This window comes from Paracoccus sp. PAMC 22219 (genome assembly GCF_000787695.1).
GTDB lineage: Bacteria > Pseudomonadota > Alphaproteobacteria > Rhodobacterales > Rhodobacteraceae > Paracoccus.
In genome coordinates this window covers 1-18,956 of the sequence record NZ_BBPH01000140.1, presented here as the reverse complement: position 1 = coordinate 18,956, position 18,956 = coordinate 1, and the positions used below count along the sequence as shown (strand labels likewise).

General features: G+C 67.7%; 18 protein-coding genes, 4 pseudogenes and 1 riboswitch. Of the genes and pseudogenes, 12 read left to right on the top strand and 10 right to left on the bottom strand.

Going from position 1 to position 18,956, the window contains the following annotated elements:
- From TY51_RS21250 to cobJ, 5 genes and pseudogenes are all read left to right on the top strand, one after another.
- A pseudogene (locus tag TY51_RS21250) lies at nucleotides 1–550 on the top strand (cobaltochelatase subunit CobN); the annotation flags it as partial.
- Nucleotides 547–1,635, top strand: a complete 1,089-nt coding sequence (cobG, locus tag TY51_RS15120; RefSeq protein WP_042250926.1) for a precorrin-3B synthase — start codon at nucleotides 547–549, stop codon at nucleotides 1,633–1,635. The pseudogene TY51_RS21250 and the gene cobG, both read left to right, overlap by 4 nt.
- The gene (locus TY51_RS15115) at nucleotides 1,635–2,264 is read left to right on the top strand and encodes a precorrin-8X methylmutase (protein WP_042250923.1); all 630 of its coding nucleotides are present in this window, start codon (nucleotides 1,635–1,637) and stop codon (nucleotides 2,262–2,264) included. Before cobG ends, TY51_RS15115 begins: the two co-directional genes overlap by 1 nt.
- The gene (gene cobI / locus TY51_RS15110; protein WP_197054785.1) at nucleotides 2,264–3,001 is read left to right on the top strand and encodes a precorrin-2 C(20)-methyltransferase; all 738 of its coding nucleotides are present in this window, start codon (nucleotides 2,264–2,266) and stop codon (nucleotides 2,999–3,001) included. The genes TY51_RS15115 and cobI overlap by 1 nt, the downstream gene beginning before the upstream one ends.
- A pseudogene (cobJ, locus tag TY51_RS15105) lies at nucleotides 2,998–3,728 on the top strand (precorrin-3B C(17)-methyltransferase). Before cobI ends, cobJ begins: the two are co-directional and overlap by 4 nt.
- Here cobJ and TY51_RS15100 read toward each other — a convergent pair.
- Nucleotides 3,701–4,440, bottom strand: a pseudogene (locus TY51_RS15100) (cobalt-precorrin-6A reductase). The pseudogenes cobJ and TY51_RS15100 overlap by 28 nt on opposite strands.
- Between TY51_RS15100 and cbiT the strand changes: the two are divergent.
- The 7 genes and pseudogenes from cbiT (at nucleotide 4,439) to TY51_RS15065 (ending at nucleotide 10,315) form a co-directional block, all read left to right on the top strand.
- Nucleotides 4,439–5,636 (top strand): annotated as a pseudogene (cbiT, locus tag TY51_RS15095) (precorrin-6Y C5,15-methyltransferase (decarboxylating) subunit CbiT). The pseudogenes TY51_RS15100 and cbiT overlap by 2 nt on opposite strands.
- Nucleotides 5,618–5,941 carry a cobalamin biosynthesis protein gene (locus tag TY51_RS15090; RefSeq protein WP_042250920.1) on the top strand — a complete coding sequence of 108 codons (324 nt, stop codon included), beginning with the start codon at nucleotides 5,618–5,620 and terminating at the stop codon, nucleotides 5,939–5,941. Before cbiT ends, TY51_RS15090 begins: the two are co-directional and overlap by 19 nt.
- Entirely contained in the window at nucleotides 5,938–6,705 is a 768-nt protein-coding gene (gene cobM / locus TY51_RS15085) for a precorrin-4 C(11)-methyltransferase (RefSeq protein ID WP_042250917.1), read from the top strand. Before TY51_RS15090 ends, cobM begins: the two co-directional genes overlap by 4 nt.
- Complete coding sequence (locus TY51_RS15080) at nucleotides 6,702–8,012, top strand: cobyrinate a,c-diamide synthase (RefSeq protein ID WP_042250916.1); 1,311 nt, start codon at nucleotides 6,702–6,704, stop codon at nucleotides 8,010–8,012. The genes cobM and TY51_RS15080 overlap by 4 nt, the downstream gene beginning before the upstream one ends.
- A gap of 20 nt (nucleotides 8,013–8,032) precedes the next feature.
- Nucleotides 8,033–8,252: riboswitch (cobalamin riboswitch) on the top strand.
- Nucleotides 8,253–8,282: 30 nt separating this feature from the next.
- On the top strand, nucleotides 8,283–8,948 hold the full coding sequence (locus TY51_RS15075) for an energy-coupling factor ABC transporter permease (RefSeq protein WP_042250914.1): 666 nt from the start codon (nucleotides 8,283–8,285) through the stop codon (nucleotides 8,946–8,948).
- Nucleotides 8,945–9,679, top strand: coding sequence for a precorrin-6A synthase (deacetylating) (cobF, locus tag TY51_RS15070; RefSeq protein ID WP_042250912.1), 735 nt, complete (start codon nucleotides 8,945–8,947; stop codon nucleotides 9,677–9,679). The genes TY51_RS15075 and cobF overlap by 4 nt, the downstream gene beginning before the upstream one ends.
- 117 nt (nucleotides 9,680–9,796) lie before the next feature.
- On the top strand, nucleotides 9,797–10,315 hold the full coding sequence (locus TY51_RS15065; protein WP_042250911.1) for a BrnA antitoxin family protein: 519 nt from the start codon (nucleotides 9,797–9,799) through the stop codon (nucleotides 10,313–10,315).
- Between the two features lie 427 nt (nucleotides 10,316–10,742).
- On the opposite strand, the gene TY51_RS22110 is transcribed toward TY51_RS15065, so the two are convergent.
- The 9 genes from TY51_RS22110 to TY51_RS15030 form a co-directional block, all read right to left on the bottom strand.
- Nucleotides 10,743–11,249, bottom strand: coding sequence for a hypothetical protein (locus TY51_RS22110; RefSeq protein WP_156118057.1), 507 nt, complete (start codon nucleotides 11,247–11,249; stop codon nucleotides 10,743–10,745).
- The gene (locus TY51_RS21240; RefSeq protein ID WP_081995107.1) at nucleotides 11,231–12,046 is read right to left on the bottom strand and encodes a TIGR04255 family protein; all 816 of its coding nucleotides are present in this window, start codon (nucleotides 12,044–12,046) and stop codon (nucleotides 11,231–11,233) included. The genes TY51_RS22110 and TY51_RS21240 overlap by 19 nt, the downstream gene beginning before the upstream one ends.
- Before the next feature lie 65 nt (nucleotides 12,047–12,111).
- Nucleotides 12,112–15,450, bottom strand: a complete 3,339-nt coding sequence (gene carB / locus TY51_RS15060) for a carbamoyl-phosphate synthase large subunit (protein WP_042250909.1) — start codon at nucleotides 15,448–15,450, stop codon at nucleotides 12,112–12,114.
- A gap of 228 nt (nucleotides 15,451–15,678) precedes the next feature.
- The gene (locus tag TY51_RS15055) at nucleotides 15,679–16,362 is read right to left on the bottom strand and encodes a DUF1217 domain-containing protein (protein WP_052650291.1); all 684 of its coding nucleotides are present in this window, start codon (nucleotides 16,360–16,362) and stop codon (nucleotides 15,679–15,681) included.
- A 7-nt stretch (nucleotides 16,363–16,369) separates the two neighbouring features.
- Nucleotides 16,370–16,774, bottom strand: a complete 405-nt coding sequence (flbT, locus tag TY51_RS15050; RefSeq protein ID WP_042250908.1) for a flagellar biosynthesis repressor FlbT — start codon at nucleotides 16,772–16,774, stop codon at nucleotides 16,370–16,372.
- Nucleotides 16,771–17,136, bottom strand: a complete 366-nt coding sequence (flaF, locus tag TY51_RS15045) for a flagellar biosynthesis regulator FlaF (protein WP_197054783.1) — start codon at nucleotides 17,134–17,136, stop codon at nucleotides 16,771–16,773. Before flaF ends, flbT begins: the two co-directional genes overlap by 4 nt.
- 68 nt (nucleotides 17,137–17,204) lie before the next feature.
- Complete coding sequence (locus TY51_RS15040) at nucleotides 17,205–18,050, bottom strand: flagellin (protein ID WP_042250904.1); 846 nt, start codon at nucleotides 18,048–18,050, stop codon at nucleotides 17,205–17,207.
- Between the two features lie 169 nt (nucleotides 18,051–18,219).
- Nucleotides 18,220–18,537, bottom strand: a complete 318-nt coding sequence (locus TY51_RS15035; RefSeq protein WP_042250902.1) for a hypothetical protein — start codon at nucleotides 18,535–18,537, stop codon at nucleotides 18,220–18,222.
- Nucleotides 18,534–18,779, bottom strand: a complete 246-nt coding sequence (locus TY51_RS15030) for a rod-binding protein (RefSeq protein ID WP_042250900.1) — start codon at nucleotides 18,777–18,779, stop codon at nucleotides 18,534–18,536. The genes TY51_RS15035 and TY51_RS15030 overlap by 4 nt, the downstream gene beginning before the upstream one ends.
- Nucleotides 18,780–18,956 lie beyond the last annotated feature (177 nt).

The window sequence follows — 18,956 nt, the reverse complement described above, 5'->3', positions numbered from 1 at the left end:
GCGGATGGTGCCAGCCATGAGGCCCGCGATGCACTGGAGGCCCGGCTGGCCCGCGCCGACAGCTTTGTCCATGCGCAGGACCTGCCCGAGACGGACCTGCTGCTGGCCGCCGATTACGCCGCGCATGAGGGGGCTTTGCCGCCGCCATGGCGCGGATAGGGGCCGATGCGCCCGCGCTGTACCATCTGGACGCGACCCAGCCCGACCGCCCCGCGCCCGCACCCTGACCGAGGAGATCGCCCGTACCACCCGCGCCCGCGCCGCCGATCCGGCCTGGGCCGATGCGATGACCGCCCACGGCTATCGCGGCGCGGCCGAGATTGCGGCGACGCTGGACCACATGGCGGCATTCGCCCATCTGGCCGGCGCAGTGCCGCCGCATCTGTTCGACCTGTATCATCAGGCGACCTTGGGTCGGCCCCAGATCGTGGCGTTCATGGATCAGGCCAACCCCACCGCCTTGGCCGCGATGCGCGATCTGTTCCAGCGCCTGCACGACGCGGGCCTGTGGGTCACGCGGCGCAATTCGATCATGGCGGGGCTGTCATGATCCGCGGCTGGTGCCCCGGCGCGCTGCAGCCGATGGAGTCCGGCGACGGTTGGGTGGTGCGCATCCGCCCCCCCGGCGGGCGTCTGGACGCAGCACAGGCCCAAGCCATCGCCGACGCCGCCGACGCCCATGGCAACGGCGTGATCGAGCTGACCGGACGTGCCAACCTGCAGCTGCGCGGGGTGACGCCCGCGACCCATGCGCCCCTGATCGCGGCCCTGCGGCCGCACGGGCTGATCGACGCCGACATCGCCACGGAGACGCGTCGCAACATCCTGGTCACGCCCTTTGCCGATGGGGCCGCGGATGCGCTGGCCGCCGATCTGGCGGCGGCGCTGTCGGACAGCGACCTGCCCCTGCCCGCCAAGTTCGGCTTTGCGGTCGATACCGGCCCCGCGCCGGTGCTGGCCCGCGACCCCGCCGATATCCGCATCGAGACCGGCCCCGTCCTGCGTGCCGACGGCATGGACCGCGCCGCGCCCTATCGCGGGCCGCAGGATGCGCTGGCGCTGGCGCGCTGGTTCCTGGACCAGGGCGGCGCGCCGGATGGTCGGGGCCGCATGGCCGCGCTGACCGCGCGGGTGCAGCCGCCCGGCGCCACCCTGCCTGCAACCGCACCCGCCGCGCCGCCGCAGCCGGGCCTGCACCGCCAAGGCATGATGGTCGCGCTGGAATTCGGCCAGATCGCCCCCGACACACTGCGCCGTCTTGGCCGTCTGGCACCGCTGCGCCTGACGCCCTGGCGGATGCTGCTGGTCGAAACCGTGCGGCACCTGCCCACGATGGAGGGGCTGATCCTGGACCCCGCCGACCCGCGCCTGCGCCTGCGCGCCTGCCCCGGCGCGCCCGCCTGTCCGCAGGGATGCGCGGCGACGCGACCCCTGGCGCGGGCGCTGGCGCCGCTGATCCCGTCGGATGCGGTGCTGCATGTCAGCGGCTGCGCCAAGGGCTGCGGCTGGCCGCGCGCCGCCGACATCACGCTGACCGCGACGCCCGCAGGCTTTGACCTGATCCGCCATGGGCGCGCCCATGATCCCGCCACCCTGCGCGGGCTGCACCCCGACCAATTGCCGAAGGTTCTGTGATGCTCCACACCTATGAAATGGACGGCGCCGCGATCTATCGCCAGTCCTTTGCCACCATCCGGGCCGAGGCCGACCTGACGCGCTTTGACGCCGACGAGGAGCCCGTGGTCGTCCGGATGATCCATGCCGCGGGGCTGGTGGGCCTGGAACGCGACGTGGCCTTCACCCCCGGCATGGCGACCGCCGCCCGCGCGGCCCTGGCCGCAGGCGCGCCGATCCTGTGCGACGCGCGCATGGTCAGCGAAGGCATCACCCGCCCGCGCCTGCCCGCCGACAACGCCGTGATCTGCACGCTGAACGACCCGCGCGTGCCCGACATGGCGCGCGACAGGGGCAACACCCGCAGCGCCACCGCGCTGGAGCTGTGGCGCCCCTATCTGGACGGCGCGGTCGTGGCGATCGGCAACGCGCCCACCGCACTGTTCCACCTGCTGAACATGCTGGAGGACCCCGCCTGCCCCCGCCCTGCCGCGATCATCGGCTGTCCCGTGGGCTTTGTCGGCGCGGCGGAGTCGAAGGACGCGCTGATGGCCGCGCCGCCGGTGCCGTCGGTCATTGTGCAGGGCCGGCTTGGCGGGTCGGCCATCACCGTCGCCGCGATCAACGCGCTGGCCAGCCGGAGGGAATGATGGGACGCATCATCTGCGCGGGGCTGGGGCCGGGCGACCCGGACCTGATCTCGGTCCGGGCTGATCGGGCCGTGCGCGCCGCGCGCCACGTCGCCTATTTCCGCAAGCCCGGCAGACCCGGTCAGGCGCGCCGCATCGTGACCGGCATGCTGGCGCCGGACGCGGTCGAATACCCGATGGAATATCCGGTCACGACCGAGATCCCCTTTGACCACCCCGATTACAACGACGCGCTGGCGGGGTTCTATGACCTGTGGGCCGTCCGTCTGGCCCAGCTGGCCCGGACCGAGGACGTGGTGGTGCTGTGCGAGGGGGACCCGTTTCTGTACGGCAGCTTCATGCATCTGCAGATCCGCCTGCAGGGGCTGGCGCAGGTCGAGGTGATCCCCGGCATTCCCGGCATGGTCGGCTGCTGGAACGCGCTGGGTCAGCCGATGACCTGGGGCGACGACGTGCTGACCGTGCTGATGGGCACCCTGCCCGAGGCCGAGCTGATCCGCCACATGGGCACCAGCGACGCGCTGGTGGTGATGAAGACCGGCCGCAACCTGCCCAAGCTGCGCCGCGCGCTGGCAGCATCCGGCCGTCTGGCCGATGCCTGGCTGATCGAGCGCGGCACCATGCCCGGCCAGCGCATCGCGCCTTTGGCGGATGTGGCCGACGACGACTGCCCCTATTTCGCCATCCTGCTGGTGCATGGCCACGGGCGGCGCCCGATGGCGCGGGTGGCGGAATGACCGGCTGGATCACCGTCGCGGGGCTGGGGCCGGGGTCCGATGCGATGGTGACCCCCGAGGTCGCCGCCGCGCTGGATCAGGCGACGGACGTGATCGGATACATCCCCTATGTCGCCCGCGTGGCCGCGCGCCCCGGCCTGACCCTGAATGCCAGCGACAACCGGGTGGAGCTGGACCGCGCCCGCCACGCGCTGTCGCTGGCGGCGGCAGGGGCGCGGGTGGTGATCGTGTCGTCCGGTGATCCGGGGGTGTTCGCCATGGCCTCGGCCCTGTTCGAGGCGCTGGAGGAGGCCGGGGGCGATCCCGACATCCGCATCCTGCCGGGCATCACCGCGATGCTGGCGGCGGCGGCGCGGGCGGGCGCCCCTTGGGCCATGATTTCTGCGCGATCAACCTGTCGGACAACCTGAAACCCATGGCCCTGATCGAACACCGCCTGCGCCACGCGGCGCGGGGCGATTTCGCGATGGCGTTCTACAACCCCCGCTCGGCCAGCCGCCCCGAGGGGTTCGCCCGCGTGCTGGCCGTGCTGCGCGAGGAATGCGAACCCGGACGCGTGATGATCTTTGCCCGCGCCGTCACGACGCCCGACGAATCGCTGCGGGTGGTGACGCTGGCTGACGCCACGCCCGACATGGCCGACATGCGCACCGTCGTGCTGGTCGGCAACCGCGCCACGCGGCGGGTGGGTCGGTGGGTCTATACCCCGCGCCAGGGGGCGGTCTGATGCAGCCAGTCCAGCGCCTGATCCGGGGTGGCGACCTGCGGCCGGTCCGGCGCCTCGGGGCGGTCGATCAGCACGACCCGCACGCCCAGATCGCGCGCTGCCTGCAGCTTGGCCGCCGCGCCCGCGCCGCCGCTGTTCTTGGCCACCAGATGGGTGATGCCATGCGCCTGCATCAGGCGCGGTCGCCCTGCACGGTGAACGGGCCGCGCGCCAGCACGACCTGTGCGCCCGGCAAGGGGGGCGCATCCGGCGCATCGACCAGGCGCAGCAGCCAACGGTGCGGCAGCGCGGCAAAGGGCGCCAAGGTCTGCTTGCCGATCGCCAGGAAGACGCCGGTGCGCGCATGGGGCAGCGCCGCGACGGCGCCGGCGATGTCCGAAACGCGCTGCCAGCCCGGATCGACCGGCCAAGGCGGGCGGCGCAGCATCAGCATGGGCACGCCTGCCACGCGGCAGGCGGCATCGGCATTGCGGCTGATCTGGGCGGCAAAGGGATGCGTCGCATCGACCAGGGCGGCGATGTTGTGGTCGCGCAGGTACTGCGCCAACCCCTCGGCCCCACCGAAACCGCCGATGCGCGTGGGCAGGGGTTGCGCGATGGGCGCCTCGGTGCGCCCGGCATAGGAAAAGACCGCGGGGCAGCCCGCCTGCGCCAGCAGGGCGGCCAGGCGGCTGGCCTCGGTCGTGCCGCCCAGCAGCAGGATGCGTCGCATGTCTGACCCCTGGCTGACGATCATCGGGATCACCGAAGATGGCCCGGACGGGTTGCCGGATGCAAGCCTGCGGGCACTGGCCCGGGCGCAGATCGTGTTCGGCGGGCCGCGCCACCTGGCGCTGGCCGGGATCGGCGCGCGGGGGCGGGCCTGGCCGGTGCCCTTCGACATGGGCCCGCTGCTGGCGCTACGCGGCACCCCGGTCGCGGCGCTGGTGTCGGGCGATCCGTTCTGGTGCGGGGCGGGGGGCAGCCTGGCCGCCGCGCTGGCGCCCGGCGAATGGCGCGCCCTGCCCGCGCCAGGGGTGCTGTCGCTGGCTGCCGCGCAGCTTGGCTGGCGGCTGGAGGACACGGTGACCCTGGGTCTGCACGCGGCACCGCTGTCGCGGCTGCGCCCGCATCTGGCGCGCGGCTGTCGCATCATCGCGACGCTGCGCGATGGCGACGCGCCCGCCGCGCTGGCCCAATGGCTGGTCGAGCAGGGGGCGGGTGCCGCGCTGCTGACGGTGCTGGAGCGTCTTGGCGGGCCCGCGGCACGGGTCCGCACCACCCGGGCTGATGGCTTTGCGCTGGACTGCACCGCGCCGGTGGCCGTGGCCATCGACGGGGCGGACCTGCCGTGGGGCTTTGGCCTTGCCACCGTGCCGGGGCGGGCCGACGCGCTGTTCACCGATGACGGGCAGATCACCAAGTCGCCGGTCCGGGCGCTGACGCTGGCGGCGCTGGCACCGCGTACCGGGGAACTGCTGTGGGATATCGGCGGGGGTTCGGGCGCGATCGCGGTGGAATGGGCGCTGGCCGGGGGCGGCCGTGACCATCGAACCCCGCGCTGATCGCATCGCCCGCATCCGCGCCAATCTGGATGCCTTCGGTGTCGCGCATCGCGTCACCGCGATCCATGGCGCGGCGCCCGATGCGCTGGCGGACCTGCCCGACCCCGACGCCGTGTTCATCGGCGGCGGCGCGTCGCAGGCGCTGCTGCAGCATCTGTGGCAGCGCCTGCCCCCCCGGCGCGCGGCTGGTCGCCAATGCGGTGACCCTGGAGACAGAGGCCCTGCTGACCCGCTGGCACGCCGACCACGGTGGCCGCCTGCTGCGCATCGACATCGCCGAGGCCGCCCCCTGGGCCGAATGCGCGGCTGGACCCCCGCCCGCCCCGTCACGCAATGGAGCGTCACATGCGCATCGCCGGAATAGGCTGCCGTCCCGGCACGCCCCTGTCCGCCCTGCTGGCCGCGCTGGACGCCGTTGGCGGAGCCGACGCGCTGGCCACGATCCCCGACCGCGAGGCCGAACTGCGCCCGCTGGCGCAGGCCTGCGCTCTGCCGCTGCACCTGGTCGCGGTCGCGGGCATCGCCACGCCCACGCAGTCGGCCCGCATCCGCGCAACCTTTGGCACCGGATCGGTGGCCGAGGCCGCGGCCATTGCCGCTGGCGGCCGCCTGACCCATCGCCGCCGTATCCACGGCCCCGTCACCATCGCCATAGCCGAGGTTCCATGACCGTCCATTTCATCGGCGCAGGCCCCGGCGCGCCCGACCTGATCACCCTGCGCGGCCGCGACCTGATCGCGGCCTGTCCCGTCTGCCTGTACGCGGGGTCGCTGGTGCCTGCCGCCCTGTTGGCGCATTGCCCGCCCGGCGCGCGCATCGTGAACACCGCGCCCCTGTCGCTGGACCAGATCATCGACGAAATCGCCGCCGCCCATGCGGCGGGCCAGGACGTCGCACGGCTGCATTCGGGGGATCTGTCGGTCTGGTCGGCGATGGGCGAACAGATCCGCCGGTTGCGGGCGCTGGACATCCCCTTTGACGTGACGCCGGGTGTGCCCAGTTTTGCCGCCGCCGCCGCCGCGCTGCAGACGGAACTGACCCTGCCGGGGCTGGCGCAATCGGTGGTGCTGACCCGCACGCCGGGGCGTGCCTCAAGCATGCCCGCGGGCGAGACACTGGCCGCCTTTGCCGCGACCGGGGCGACGCTGGCGATCCACCTGTCGATCCATGCGCTGGAGCGGGTGGTGGCCGATCTGACGCCGCATTACGGCGCCGATTGCCCGGTGGCGGTGGTCTGGCGGGCCAGTTGGCCGGACCAGCGGGTGATCCGCGCGACCTTGGCCACGGTGGACGCGCAGGGCATCGACCGCACCGCACTGATCCTGGTCGGCCCGGCGCTGGCGGGCGAGGGGTTCGATGACAGCCGCCTTTATGCGGGCGATTACGACCGCCGCTATCGCCCGGTGGGTGACGCGCCGAGGTTTCCGGAATGACGCCGGGCCTGATGATTTCCGCCCCCGCATCCGGCACGGGCAAGACGATGCTGATGCTGGGCCTGCTGACCGCGCTGCGGCGCAGGGGGCTGGCTGTGCAGCCCTTCAAGTCGGGCCCGGATTACATCGATCCGGGGTTCCATCTGGCGGCATCGGGGCGGGCCAGCTTCAACCTGGATGCCTGGGCGATGGAGCCGGGGCGGCTGATCGCCCATGTGGCGGACCAGCCGCACGCCGATCTGGTTCTGGCCGAGGGGTCTATGGGGCTGTTCGACGGGGTGGCGACCAAGGGAGAGACGGGCATCGGCTCCAGTGCCGAGATAGCCCAGATGATGGGGTGGCCGGTGGTTCTGGTACTGGATGTGGGGGGCCAAGCGCAATCTGCGGCGGCGACCGCGCGAGGGTTTGCCACCCTGCGGCCCGATCTGCCCTTTGCGGGAGTGGTGCTGAACCGCGTGGCCTCCCCGCGCCACGACCGGCTGATCCGCGAAGGGATGACCCAGGCAGGCATCCGCGTGCTGGGCAGCCTGCCGCGACAGGGCAACATCACCCTGCCGGAACGCCATCTGGGCCTGATCCAGGCCGAGGAGACGGCGGGCCTGCAAGGGGTCCTGGACCATGCGGGCGATTTCATCGCGGCGCATTGCGACCTGGATGCGATCATCGCCGCCGCCGCGCATCGCGCCCTGCCCGACGCCCCCGCGCCGCGTCCGCTGACCCCGCCCGGCGGGCGCATCGCGCTGGCCCGCGACGCGGCCTTCAGCTTTGTCTATCCGCATGTGCTGGAGGCGTGGCGGCGGGCGGGCGCGACGATCCTGCCGTTTTCGCCGCTGGCCGATCAGGGGCCGGATGATAGCGCCGATTGCTGCTGGCTGCCGGGCGGATACCCCGAACTGCACGCGCCCCGGCTGGCCGCCTGTGACAGGTTCCGCGCGTCGATGCATCGGTTTGCGGCGACGCGCCCGGTGCATGGGGAATGCGGCGGCTATATGGCGCTTGGCGCAGGTCTGGTGGATGCCAATGGGGTGCGACACCAGATGTTGGGCCTTCTAGGGCTGGAGACCAGCTATGCCAAGCGGCGCATGCATCTGGGATATCGGCGCGCCGAGCCGCTGACGGCCCTGCCGGGGCTGGGTCGGGTGGCGCTGCGCGGGCATGAATTCCACTATGCCTCGATCCTGTCGCAACCCGATGCGCCCCTGGCCCGCGTGACCGACGCGACCGGCGCAGAGGTGCCCGAGACCGGCAGCCACCACGGTCACGTCACCGGCACCTTCTTTCACCTGATCGCCCCGGCCGCGACTTGACGCAGGCGCCGCGATCCCGTCTAGGTGATCGCCTGAATGGTGCCCGTCAGGCGTGAAACGCCGGGCTTCATCGGGAACGGGGAAGGGTGGACCCAATCGCGGCACCCGAAGCCCCGGCCGCCCCCGCGACTGTATGCGGAGAGCGCACGTCACGAGACGCCACTGGGCCCCGGCCCGGGAAGGCAGACGCCGCGCCCCGACCCGCAAGCCAGGAAACCGGCCATGTCAGGCAACCCCATGCCGTCGGGTGGACGGCCAACGGAGGATGACATGCATATCGAAGAAGGCGTCGTGACCGGCGCGAAACTGATCCTGGGATACGCCTCCGCCGCCACGGCGGGGCTGTATTCGCTGAAGCTGGCGGCGGACGCGGTGCGGGCGCAGGGGGCTGCGTCGCTGGTGGCGCGCGCGGGGCTGGCGACCGCCGCGACCTTCGTGTTCTTCCAAGTGCTGCCCACCGCGCCCGTGGGCGTGTCCGAGGTGCACCTGATCCTGGGATCGACGCTGTTCCTGCTTTTCGGGGCGGCGCCTGCGGCGATCGGTCTGGCCCTGGGCCTGCTGATCCAGGGGCTGTTCTTTGCGCCCTTCGATCTGCCGCAATACGGGATGAACGTGACGACGCTGCTGGTGCCGTTGTTTGCGGTGCAGGCGCTGGCGCGGCGGGTGATCGCGCCGGGGACCGCCTATGTGGACCTGCGCTATGGCCAGGCGCTGGCGCTGTCGGCGGCGTATCAGGGCGGCATCGTGGCTTGGGTCGCGTTTTGGGCCTTCTATGGTCAGGGGGTCGAAGCTACGGCTGGTATCCTGTCCTTCGGTGCGGCCTATATGTTGGTGCTGGCGATTGAACCGCTGGTCGATCTGGCGGTGCTGGCCGGGGCCAAGGCGGCGCGCGGGCTGCGGGGCAGCGGGCTGGTGACGCCGCGGCTGTACGCATGATCGATCTGGTGCTGATCGGGGCGGGTACGGGCCACCCCGATCACCTGACCTTGCAGGGCGTTCGCGCCCTGCAAGAGGCTGATCTTGTTCTGATTCCCCGCAAGGGCGCGGACAAGGAAGACTTGGCGCATCTGCGCCGCGCGATGCTGGACCGGCACCGCCCCGGCGGCGCGGTGGTCGAGGTCGACCTGCCGGTGCGGGATGCGGAAATGCCCTATCTTCAAGGGGTTGAGGCGTGGCATGACGCCATCGCACAGGCGTGGGCAAAGGCGGTCGACCTGCCGCAGGGGGGGACGGTCGCGATGCTGGTCTGGGGGGACCCGTCGCTGTACGATAGCAGCCTGCGGATCGCGGCGCGGCTGGATTGGCGCGCGCGGGTCATTCCGGGGATCACCGCGATCCAGGCGCTGTGCGCCGCCCATACCATCCCGTTGAATTCGCTGGGGAACGAGGTGAGGATCACCACCGGACGGCGGCTGCGCGAGGCAGGGTTTCCCCCCGATGCCGACCGGGTTGTGGTGATGCTGGACGGGGCTTGCGCGTTCTCCACGCTGCCGCCGCAGGGGCTGCGGATCTGGTGGGGCGCCTATCTGGGGATGCCGGAACAACTGCTGGATGCGGGGCCGCTGGCAGAGGCCGGACCGCGGATCGAGGGCGTTCGGGCGGCGGCGCGGGCGGCGCATGGCTGGATCATGGATTGCTATCTGCTGGCCCGGAACGACGCGCACTAGGCGGGCACCGGGGGCGCACCGAACAGACACAAGGTGTACACCGACAACGCACGGTCGCTTAAGGCGCCGTTAACGGACGGGCGGCAGTCTGACGGGCATCGATCCTGCGGAGGCACCATGTCCGTCACCAAGGCCGAAGGCACACGGCGCGCGAATTACCACTATATGGCCGACGCGATGCGGATGCTGGAATGGGATCTGCACAGCACCGTCATGGCGCGGATGCGCATCCCCGACGACTGGCACCGCATCGCGCAGGAGAAGGGCACGGCGCCCAAGACGCGCGTCACGCTGCGGCTGGATGCGGATGTGGTGGCGTTCTTTCGATCCATGGGGCCGGACTGGCAGGTGCGGGTCAACCGGCTGATGGCGGCGTGGATGCATGCGCGGCTGGCGGGGCTGATCGAGGGGGCCGAGACGATGGATTACCTCAAGCGCCGCGAGGCCGAGGGTCTGGACGGCCCCCGCCCCGAATTCGGCGACCTGCAGCGCGCCGAGGACGCGGCCTGGGCCGAGATGGGCGAGACGCCCCTGCCCCCGGACGCGCCGGGGGTGCCGATGGAGGGGCCTCGGCGGATGAGCGCGGCGGGGAAGCGGGCGTTGCTGGAGGAGATGATGAAGCGGAATGGAATGTGAATAAATGATCTAATAAAGCTCGACGCCATCAATACGGTGGAACCACCTCGCGCTGCGTGCAAGAGTTCGTTTTTGTCCCTTAGTGAAGCTATTTGAACCCGTCGGGGGCCAAACCTCACCATGAGCAATGTTATCTGGCAATGGTTCGTAACCTATGCGCAAACCAGCCAACCTGATCTGTTCTGCGGTGAACCAGACTGATCCAGTATATGTCGGATTCGTGACATAGCTGACCGGGTCATAGCCGGCGTTCACTATCCGCTTTTCGATATCTACAGACATGCCGCCACCAGTGCCTGACGATGGAGAGTAAGCTACCGACGAGATTCGACGCACGCCAGTATTTCCATCGTATACAGTCTGGTACTCGGGATTAATCCTTCGGATAATAGTATCCCCGGGCTGAATGTCAGGGTCGTCGTAAGGGCTAACCACTTGCAGACTGAGCCACCTTCGCTGCGTCGAGGTCCGCAAGCCAACCCGTTAGAACGCTGAAATCGCTTTCAAGATAAGCTTCATCTATATGTCCAGTGGAAATGTTCTCTCGGGAAGCATTAACTTTATGAGGCGCCAAAACCTCAAGCTCAATATCATAGCCGCCGGAGTGCCATTCGATTTGTAGCCGCCCGTCACTTCCCGGCACAATTTGCGGCGCCTCAACGCCCGGGTATGAAAGCCGCTCTATCAATGCGGCAACGAACGCAGCATTCGTGAACGGCACAGGTGAGGCGAAATAGCCGTCCCAGCCTTGCGGTAGTGCCGCCAGCTGGTTCAATCGCTTTGAGACGTTTTCCGTCCAATGAGAACTTGGCATCTGCACTCGCACATAGTGATCGAATCCACGATTCGGCTGTTGCCGATCACTGGAGCGAACTGCCACATCGCCTTGGTACGCCGCAGCACTTACCGCCCTCATCATGTTGACCTCTTCCAAACTACGTGCGCCATCTCAGACGTTATAAGCGCAAACTCATTTACAATGATGCCTCTTGCGTCTTTTAAAAAATCTTCCAATAACTTTGATCCCACTCCTGAAATCGCCCCTCTGACGGTCAGAGTTAGGTGGAGTCCTTTTTTATCACCATGAGCGCCAAAATACACGGTTTGCAGCTGAGTATGAAGCCTAGCAACCGGACGATTATTGTCGTCGCGAAGGACTTTACTCGTGGCAAGCGAAATACTTTCCAATCCGTCAGATGGATAGTCGCCCAAACAAGCGATCCAATTTGTCGCGTCAAAAAAATCGGCGAGCGGAATTAAATTAATGTACGCCAATTCAGCTTGAGTTAATTCAACGTGCGCGCCAAGCGTGCGAGATGAAATCTCCTCAATCGTTTTGAAACCGTCCAAGAATCTTGACAATATCGGCTCAAATCGAGGGTACGATGCAGAGCTTCCGACGCCTGCTGCTCGCCAGTTCAGCATGAAGCGGTCGGATTGAAGCTGCAGAAGGTGATCATTGTCCACTGATGTGAACCAAGTTCTATTCTGAACTGGCGCAGGGCCGAACTCAATCCGGTTTTGCATCGCCGGTAAGCCACCGCCAAAGACCTCATATTGCGGCGGCAGATAAGGCTGCTCGGCCGCATGGGGATAGTCCGAACGAAACGCTTTGTACGCTTCAGACACAAATCGGAAATCGTAGTTAGGCAGTGAAGCGAACTGCACGCCAACTACAACTTCATTCAGCGGCGGCGCGCCAAAGCTGGGCAGCGGATCATTGTGGCTCACGGCGGTCCCCCATCATTGCACAGAATCTAGGGGTCCCACCCATGTTGGACAACAGTAAAAATAGCTCAAGCCTGCAGCGACCTTACCCCAACTTCCCCTTCCTCCCGCGACTTGATCGCGGCCACGGCGGCGATGCTGCCTGCGGCGGTCGTGAAATAGGGGATCTTGTCGTAGAGGGCGACGGCGCGGATGTCGCGGCTGTCGGCGATGGCCTGGACGCCTTCGGTCGTGTTCAGGACCATCGCGATTTCGTCGTTCTTGAGGCGGTCAACGATGTTCGGGCGGCCTTCATAGACCTTGTTCACGCGGGTGGACGACACGCCCTGCGCGTCGAGGAAATCGGCGGTGCCCGAGGTCGCGACCAGATCGAAGCCCATCGTCACCAGGTCGCGGGCGGCCTGCGCCAGGGCGGGCGTCTTGTCGGCATCCTTGACGGACAGGAAGACGCGGCCGGTGGTCGGCAGGTCGGTGCCCGCGCCCATCTGCGCCTTGAGGAAGGCGCGCGCGAAGTTGCGGTCCCAGCCCATGACCTCTCCGGTCGAGCGCATTTCCGGGCCCAGCAGCGTGTCGACGCCGGGGAAGCGGGCGAAGGGCAGCACGGCCTCCTTGACCGAGAACCACGGCGTGATCGGGTCGGCCAGCGTCATCGGGTCAGCAAAGGGCAGGTCGGTTTCCGGGCCCACGCCCTCCGGGTAGGGGGCGCGCGCGGGGAAGTTCGACATGGGTTCGCCCGCCATCAGGCGCGCGGCGATCGAGGCGATGGCGCTGTCGGTGGCCTTGGCGACGAAGGGGACGGTGCGGCTGGCGCGGGGGTTGACCTCGAGCACGTAGATTTCGCCGTCCTTCAGCGCGAACTGCACGTTCATCAGGCCCTTGACCTTGAGCGCGCGGGCCATGGCGGTGGTCTGGACCTTGAGTTCCGCGATGGTGGCGGCGTCCAGCGTGTGGGGGGGCAGCGAGCAGGCGCTGTCGCCGGAATGGACGCCGGCCTCCTCGATATGCTCCATGATGCCGGCGACGTGGACGTTGTGGCCGTCGCACAGCGCGTCGACATCGACCTCGATCGCGCCGGAGAGGTAGCTGTCCAGCAGGACCGGGCTTTTGCCGCTGACGGTCACGGCCTCGGTGATGTAGCGGCGCAGGTGGTCCATGTCGCGCACGATCTCCATCGCGCGGCCGCCCAGCACGTAGGACGGGCGGATGACCAGCGGGAAGCCGATGCGTTCCGCGATTTCAATGGCTTGCGCGTCGCTGCTGGCGATGCCGTTGATCGGCTGTTTCAGACCAAGGTCCTGCAGCAGGTGCTGGAACCGCTCGCGGTCCTCGGCCAGGTCGATGGCGTCGGGGGTGGTGCCCAGGATCGGGATGCCCTCGTCCTGCAGCGCGTTGGCCAGCTTCAGCGGCGTCTGGCCGCCGAACTGGACGATGACGCCGTGCAGGGTGCCGTTCTGCTGTTCGGTGTGCAGGATCTCCAGCACATGTTCGAAGGTCAGCGGTTCGAAATACAGCCGGTCCGAGGTGTCGTAATCGGTGCTGACCGTTTCCGGGTTGCAGTTGATCATGATCGTCTCGTAGCCCGCCTTGGTCAGCGCATAGCAGGCGTGGCAGCAGCAATAGTCGAACTCGATCCCCTGGCCGATGCGGTTCGGACCGCCGCCCAGGATGACGACCTTTTTCGCGTCGGTGGGGCGGGATTCGCATTCCACGTCGCCCATCGCGGGGGCCTCGTAGGTGGAGTACATGTAGGGGGTCTGGGCCTCGAACTCGGCGGCGCAGGTGTCGATGCGCTTGAAGACGGGGCGGATGTCCAGGGCGCGGCGGGCGCGGCGGACGGTGGTTTCGTCGGATTTGGTCAGATGCGCCAGGCGGGCATCGGTGAAGCCCATCATCTTGACGCGGCGCAACCCGTCCTCGTCGGTGGGCAGGCCTTCGTGGCGGATGACGTGTTCGGCGTCGATGATCTCGCGGATGCGGGCCAGGAACCACGGGTCGAAGCTGGTGACGCGGCCGATCTCGTCGTCGGACAGGCCGAAACGCATGGCCTCGGCGATGACGCGGATGCGGTCGGGGGTGGCCTTGGACAGGGCGGCGATGACGGCGGGCTTGCCTTGGTCGGCGGCGCCCTCGATGGCGATCTCGTCGAGGCCGGTCAGGCCGGTCTCCATCGAGGCCAGCGCCTTTTGCAGCGATTCGTGGAAGCTGCGGCCAATGGCCATGACCTCTCCCACCGATTTCATCGCGGTGGTCAGGTCGGGCTTGGAGCCCGGGAACTTCTCGAAGGCAAAGCGCGGAATCTTGGTCACGACATAGTCGATCGAGGGTTCGAAGCTGGCAGGAGTCACCTTGGTGATGTCGTTGTCCAGTTCGTCCAGCGTGTATCCCACGGCCAGTTTCGCGGCGATCTTGGCGATCGGGAAGCCGGTCGCCTTGGAGGCCAGTGCGGACGACCGGCTGACGCGGGGGTTCATCTCGATCACGACCATGCGTCCGTCGGCCGGGTTGATCGCCCATTGCACGTTCGAGCCGCCGGTTTCCACGCCGATCTCGCGCAGCACGGCGATCGATCCGTTGCGCATGATCTGGTATTCGCGGTCGGTCAGGGTCAGGGCGGGGGCGACGGTCATGCTGTCGCCGGTATGCACGCCCATCGGGTCGATGTTCTCGATCGCGCAGACGATGATGGCGTTGTCGTTGCGGTCGCGCACGACCTCCATCTCGAATTCCTTCCAGCCCAGAAGGGATTCGTCGATCAGCACCTGCGCCATGGGCGACGCGTCCAGCCCCGACCGCACGATGCGCTCATAATCGTCACGGTTATAGGCCACGCCACCGCCGGTGCCGCCCAGGGTGAAGGCGGGACGGATGATCGCCGGCAGGCCGATCTCCTCCAGCGCGTCCATCGCCTGGCTGACGCCGGCGTTGACGTCGTACTTGCCGTTCGCGGCCTTGGGCGCGGCGATGATCGTGGCCTTGGGGTTTTCCAGGCCGATGCGGTCCATCGCCTCGCGGAACAGCTTGCGATCCTCGGCCATCTCGATGGCGCTGCGCTGCGCGCCGATCAGCTCGACCCCATAGCGGTTCAAGGCGCCGCTGTCGGCCAGGGCCAGCGCGGTGTTCAGCCCGGTCTGTCCGCCCATCGTGGGCAGCAGCGCGTCGGGGCGTTCCTTGGCGATGATCTTTTCGACGATCTCGGGGGTGATCGGCTCGATATAGGTGGCGTCGGCCATTTCCGGGTCGGTCATGATCGTCGCCGGGTTCGAGTTCACCAGGATGACCCGGTAACCTTCCTCGCGCAGGGCCTTGCAGGCCTGGGCGCCGGAATAGTCGAACTCGCAGGCCTGCCCGATGACGATGGGCCCTGCCCCGATGATCAGGATCGACTTGATATCGGTACGTTTCGGCATGGTTCTGGCCCCCGGGCTGGTCGTGCATCGATCGCGGCAAATCGTCCGGGGTTATAGCCAGCCACGCCTTGGGCGCAAGGTCCGGCGGGCCGGTGCCGCGTCGAAATCGGGGATTGCCCGCCACCGCAGTGACGCGGCGTCAGATGTTCTGCAGCAGGGTCAGCGCCGCGCTGTAGCGGTTGGCCGTCGGAGAGGTGGTCAGTTGGGACCTGGCCATGAAGGTCTGGATCAGCTTTTCCATGTTTTCGGGCTTGGCGATGTCCTTGAAGCTGGAACTGCCCAGCAGGCGTTCCGAGGCCTTTGTGTACTCCTCCAACTGGCGGTCGATGGGCAGCTGGCCATAACTTTCGCCGAACCCGAAGGCGCCTGGAAGACCTTGCGCAGGGGTGCGTTGCCGATCACCTCGAACCACAGGGTCCGGTCGGTGGAGGTGCGGCCTGCCAGCTGCTGCACCTCGCGCCGGGCGTTCAGGCCAAGACGCAGGTTGTCGTCGCTTTCGCCGATGCGGCGTTCGAATTCGCGCTGCACAAACGCGGTGCTGATCGTGTCGGCCAAGTCCTTGGCGGGCTTGGCCGACCCAAAGCCCATCGCCTCGTTCATGCGCAGATAGCGCTTGTCGGCCAAACGGTTGACCAACGACGACTTGTCGGCGGGATCGCTTTCCAGGACCTTCTGGATGAAGGCCTTGTTGGGCAGGTCTGCCTCCAGCCCGAAGGCCGACAGGGTGGTGCTGAGCAGGCGATAGTCCTTGACCAGCTCCTCGGCCTTGGTGGTGGCGGCGATGTTCTCGCGGAAATAGGTCGTGCTGCGCTGGACCACCGGATCGCGGGCGACGGATTCGATCTGGCGGGCCTCGGTCCGCTGGACGATCTTCCAGCCCAGCAGGCCCGTGGCACCGACGGAGATGGTCATGGCAACCTCATGTGCGGGCGGCGGCAAACAGCCGCGCCTCCCGGGGCAGCAGGTCGCGCAGCTTGCGCAGCGCCTGATAGGCGTTGGCATCGACCGCGGCGGCGGTGGCCTCGGCCAGCAGCAGGCGGCTGTCGCGATCGTCGAACACCTGGCTCAGCTGTTCGATGGCGATCAGCAGCTGGCGGCGTCCCTCGGTCGGGTCGGCATCGCCCGACAAGATCATCTGCGCGACATACATCGCGCGCGAGACCGGCGTCTGGGCGCTGTCCGGATGGATCGCGTCGCGCAGGCGCAGGACGTTCACGTTGGGCGTCTTGATCGCGATCTTGGTGCGGCGGTCGCCGTTCTCGATCACCGCGCCGTTGATCAGCACGCGTTCGTTGGGCGCCAGCTTGAGGACGAGGCCGCTCATGCGACCCCCTCTCCGCGCAGGCCGCGCATGACGGTCATGTTGATGTCGATCAGCGGATCGGTCTGGGCACTGCCCGCCATCACGGCCTGACCGTGGCGGATGGCAAAGCCTGCCAACGAGATCAGGCCGGCCTTGACCTGATCGGGCAGGCCGTTGCCGGGATCGGCAAGGTCCGTCGCCAAGATCGTCCACAATTCGGAATTCTTGTGCACCGCCTGGATGGTATCGGTGTTGTCGGCCTTGCGTGGGGCCTGCCGCAGCATGCGCGTGACGCGCGAGAAGATGTCGTATTCGGCATCGCGCGGAGAGCGGATGGCGGATGTCCTGTAGCCATGTTCGGTCAGTGGCGTTACCGCGTTCACGATCGTGCTTCCCATTCTGGAGTGTGATCAGGGGGTGGCGGGCGCCGTGTGGGCGCCCGCCGGTCTTATCAGCGGAACAGCGACATGACGGCCGACGGACCCTGGTTGGCGATCGACAGCGCCTGGATGCCCAGCTGCTGCTGGGTCTGCAGGGCCTGGAGGCGAGCCGAAGACTCCTCCATGTCGGCGTCGACCAGCGAGCCGATGCCGGTCTTCAGCGAGTCCGACAGCTTGCCCACAAAGCTGGACTGGTCGGAAATCCGCTTGCCGGCCGAACCCAGGTCGGCAGCGCCTTGGATGGCGATGTCGATCAGGGCCTCGATCTCGCCGACGGCGGTCAGTGCGCTGGCCGAGTCGGTGATTGCCCCGGGGGCCGCACCTGCGATTTCAGCCTCGAAGTCGACGCCTGCAACCGTGATGCTGCTGGCCGTCGTCGCCGCGGTACCGTTGGCACGGTCCAGCGAGCCGAGAACCGTGAACTCGGTGTCGACGGTGCCGCCGGTATCGGTCGCCAGCAGGTTGATGCCGTTCAGCTGCGACGCGCCGATGATCGAGGTGATCTGCTCCATCTTCGCGGTGATGTCCGTCTGGATCTTGGTGAAGTCCGCCGAGTCGTTGGCGCCACCGATGGCCAGGTTCTTCATCTCCTTCAGCAGGTCGGTGATCTGCTCGGCACCGGCGCGGGCGGTTCCCACCACGGCGTCGGCCACGTTCAGGTTCGACTGGATCGTCTTGAATGCCGACTGGTCGGTTTCCATGACTTTCGAGATCGCCCAGACGGCAGCGTTGTCCTTGGCGTTCGCGACGGTCTTGCCTGTCGCGATGTCGGACTGGGTTTTACCCAGCTGCGAGTTGATGCTTTTCAGGGTCTGCAGCGCGACCATGGCGCTGTTGTTGGTCAGAATGCTGGACATGGTGTCCTCCGGTATAAGGTGCTTTGCACCCAGGTTGCATCTTGTGGCCTTCTGACCTGTCGGGCGGTTGCCCTTGCCATTTCCCTGGCATGTCCCCGGTTTAGCGGCCGGTTATTGACAACTAGTGAATATCGGCCCTCCGCTCAAACAAACCTTCCGACGCATTTTATCAAAACCTTTGCGGGGCATTGGCGCGGGTTTCATTGACGTGGCGCTGACCCAGGGAATCATAGGTCTGCAGGCTGCGCGCGGCCTGCACGATGGCGCGTACCTGTTCGGCCGCCTGCTGCGCGCCCTTCAGCGATGCCTGCGCCAGCGCGCGCAGATCGGCCAGGGCGGGTTCCAGCAGATCGCGCGTGGGCGCGTCGATGCCCTTGCGCGCGGCAATGCGGGTCAGATCGTCCAGTCCGGCCAGCGCTGCCGGAGCGTTCCCGGCCATCAGCGCGCTGCGGATCTGGGCCAGCTGGCGGGTCAGGGCGCGGCTCATGTGCGGCCCTCCAGCATGGCGGCAAAGCCCAGGTCCATGCGTTCGGCCAACAGCCCCGCATGTTCGCGGGTCAGGAAGCTGGAGAACTGTTCCTCTCCGGCGCCGCCGGAAAAGGCGCCCTCGGACGGGCCGGGGCCGCAATATTTCAGCATCTCCTCAAGGAACGCCTGTTCCAGTTGATTCGCGACGGCCAAGGGCGTGGGCTTCGGGGCCGTGCCGGGCATTATCGGTTCGATCTGCATTCTGTCCCCGCTATTCATGACGATGGGGTTCAAAATATCGGCGGGCAGTAAATAATTGGTAAGGAATAACGATTAATCAGGAAAAAACCCAAAGAGGCTTTTTCATGGCTGACATCCAGATCCTATCGCCCATGCCCGCCCGCCCCGACATGCCCGTCGATGCGGCGGCGCCTGCGC

Coding starts and splice junctions, on each gene's coding strand:
- cobG (WP_042250926.1), top strand. CDS start 547: ATGATCCGCGGCTGGTGCCCCGGCGCGCTGCAGCCGATGGAGTCCGGC.
- TY51_RS15115 (WP_042250923.1), top strand. CDS start 1,635: ATGCTCCACACCTATGAAATGGACGGCGCCGCGATCTATCGCCAGTCC.
- cobI (WP_197054785.1), top strand. CDS start 2,264: ATGGGACGCATCATCTGCGCGGGGCTGGGGCCGGGCGACCCGGACCTG.
- TY51_RS15090 (WP_042250920.1), top strand. CDS start 5,618: ATGCGCATCGCCGGAATAGGCTGCCGTCCCGGCACGCCCCTGTCCGCC.
- cobM (WP_042250917.1), top strand. CDS start 5,938: ATGACCGTCCATTTCATCGGCGCAGGCCCCGGCGCGCCCGACCTGATC.
- TY51_RS15080 (WP_042250916.1), top strand. CDS start 6,702: ATGACGCCGGGCCTGATGATTTCCGCCCCCGCATCCGGCACGGGCAAG.
- TY51_RS15075 (WP_042250914.1), top strand. CDS start 8,283: ATGCATATCGAAGAAGGCGTCGTGACCGGCGCGAAACTGATCCTGGGA.
- cobF (WP_042250912.1), top strand. CDS start 8,945: ATGATCGATCTGGTGCTGATCGGGGCGGGTACGGGCCACCCCGATCAC.
- TY51_RS15065 (WP_042250911.1), top strand. CDS start 9,797: ATGTCCGTCACCAAGGCCGAAGGCACACGGCGCGCGAATTACCACTAT.
- carB (WP_042250909.1), bottom strand. CDS start 15,450: ATGCCGAAACGTACCGATATCAAGTCGATCCTGATCATCGGGGCAGGG.
- TY51_RS15055 (WP_052650291.1), bottom strand. CDS start 16,362: ATGACCATCTCCGTCGGTGCCACGGGCCTGCTGGGCTGGAAGATCGTC.
- flbT (WP_042250908.1), bottom strand. CDS start 16,774: ATGAGCGGCCTCGTCCTCAAGCTGGCGCCCAACGAACGCGTGCTGATC.
- TY51_RS15040 (WP_042250904.1), bottom strand. CDS start 18,050: ATGTCCAGCATTCTGACCAACAACAGCGCCATGGTCGCGCTGCAGACC.
- TY51_RS15035 (WP_042250902.1), bottom strand. CDS start 18,537: ATGAGCCGCGCCCTGACCCGCCAGCTGGCCCAGATCCGCAGCGCGCTG.
- TY51_RS15030 (WP_042250900.1), bottom strand. CDS start 18,779: ATGCAGATCGAACCGATAATGCCCGGCACGGCCCCGAAGCCCACGCCC.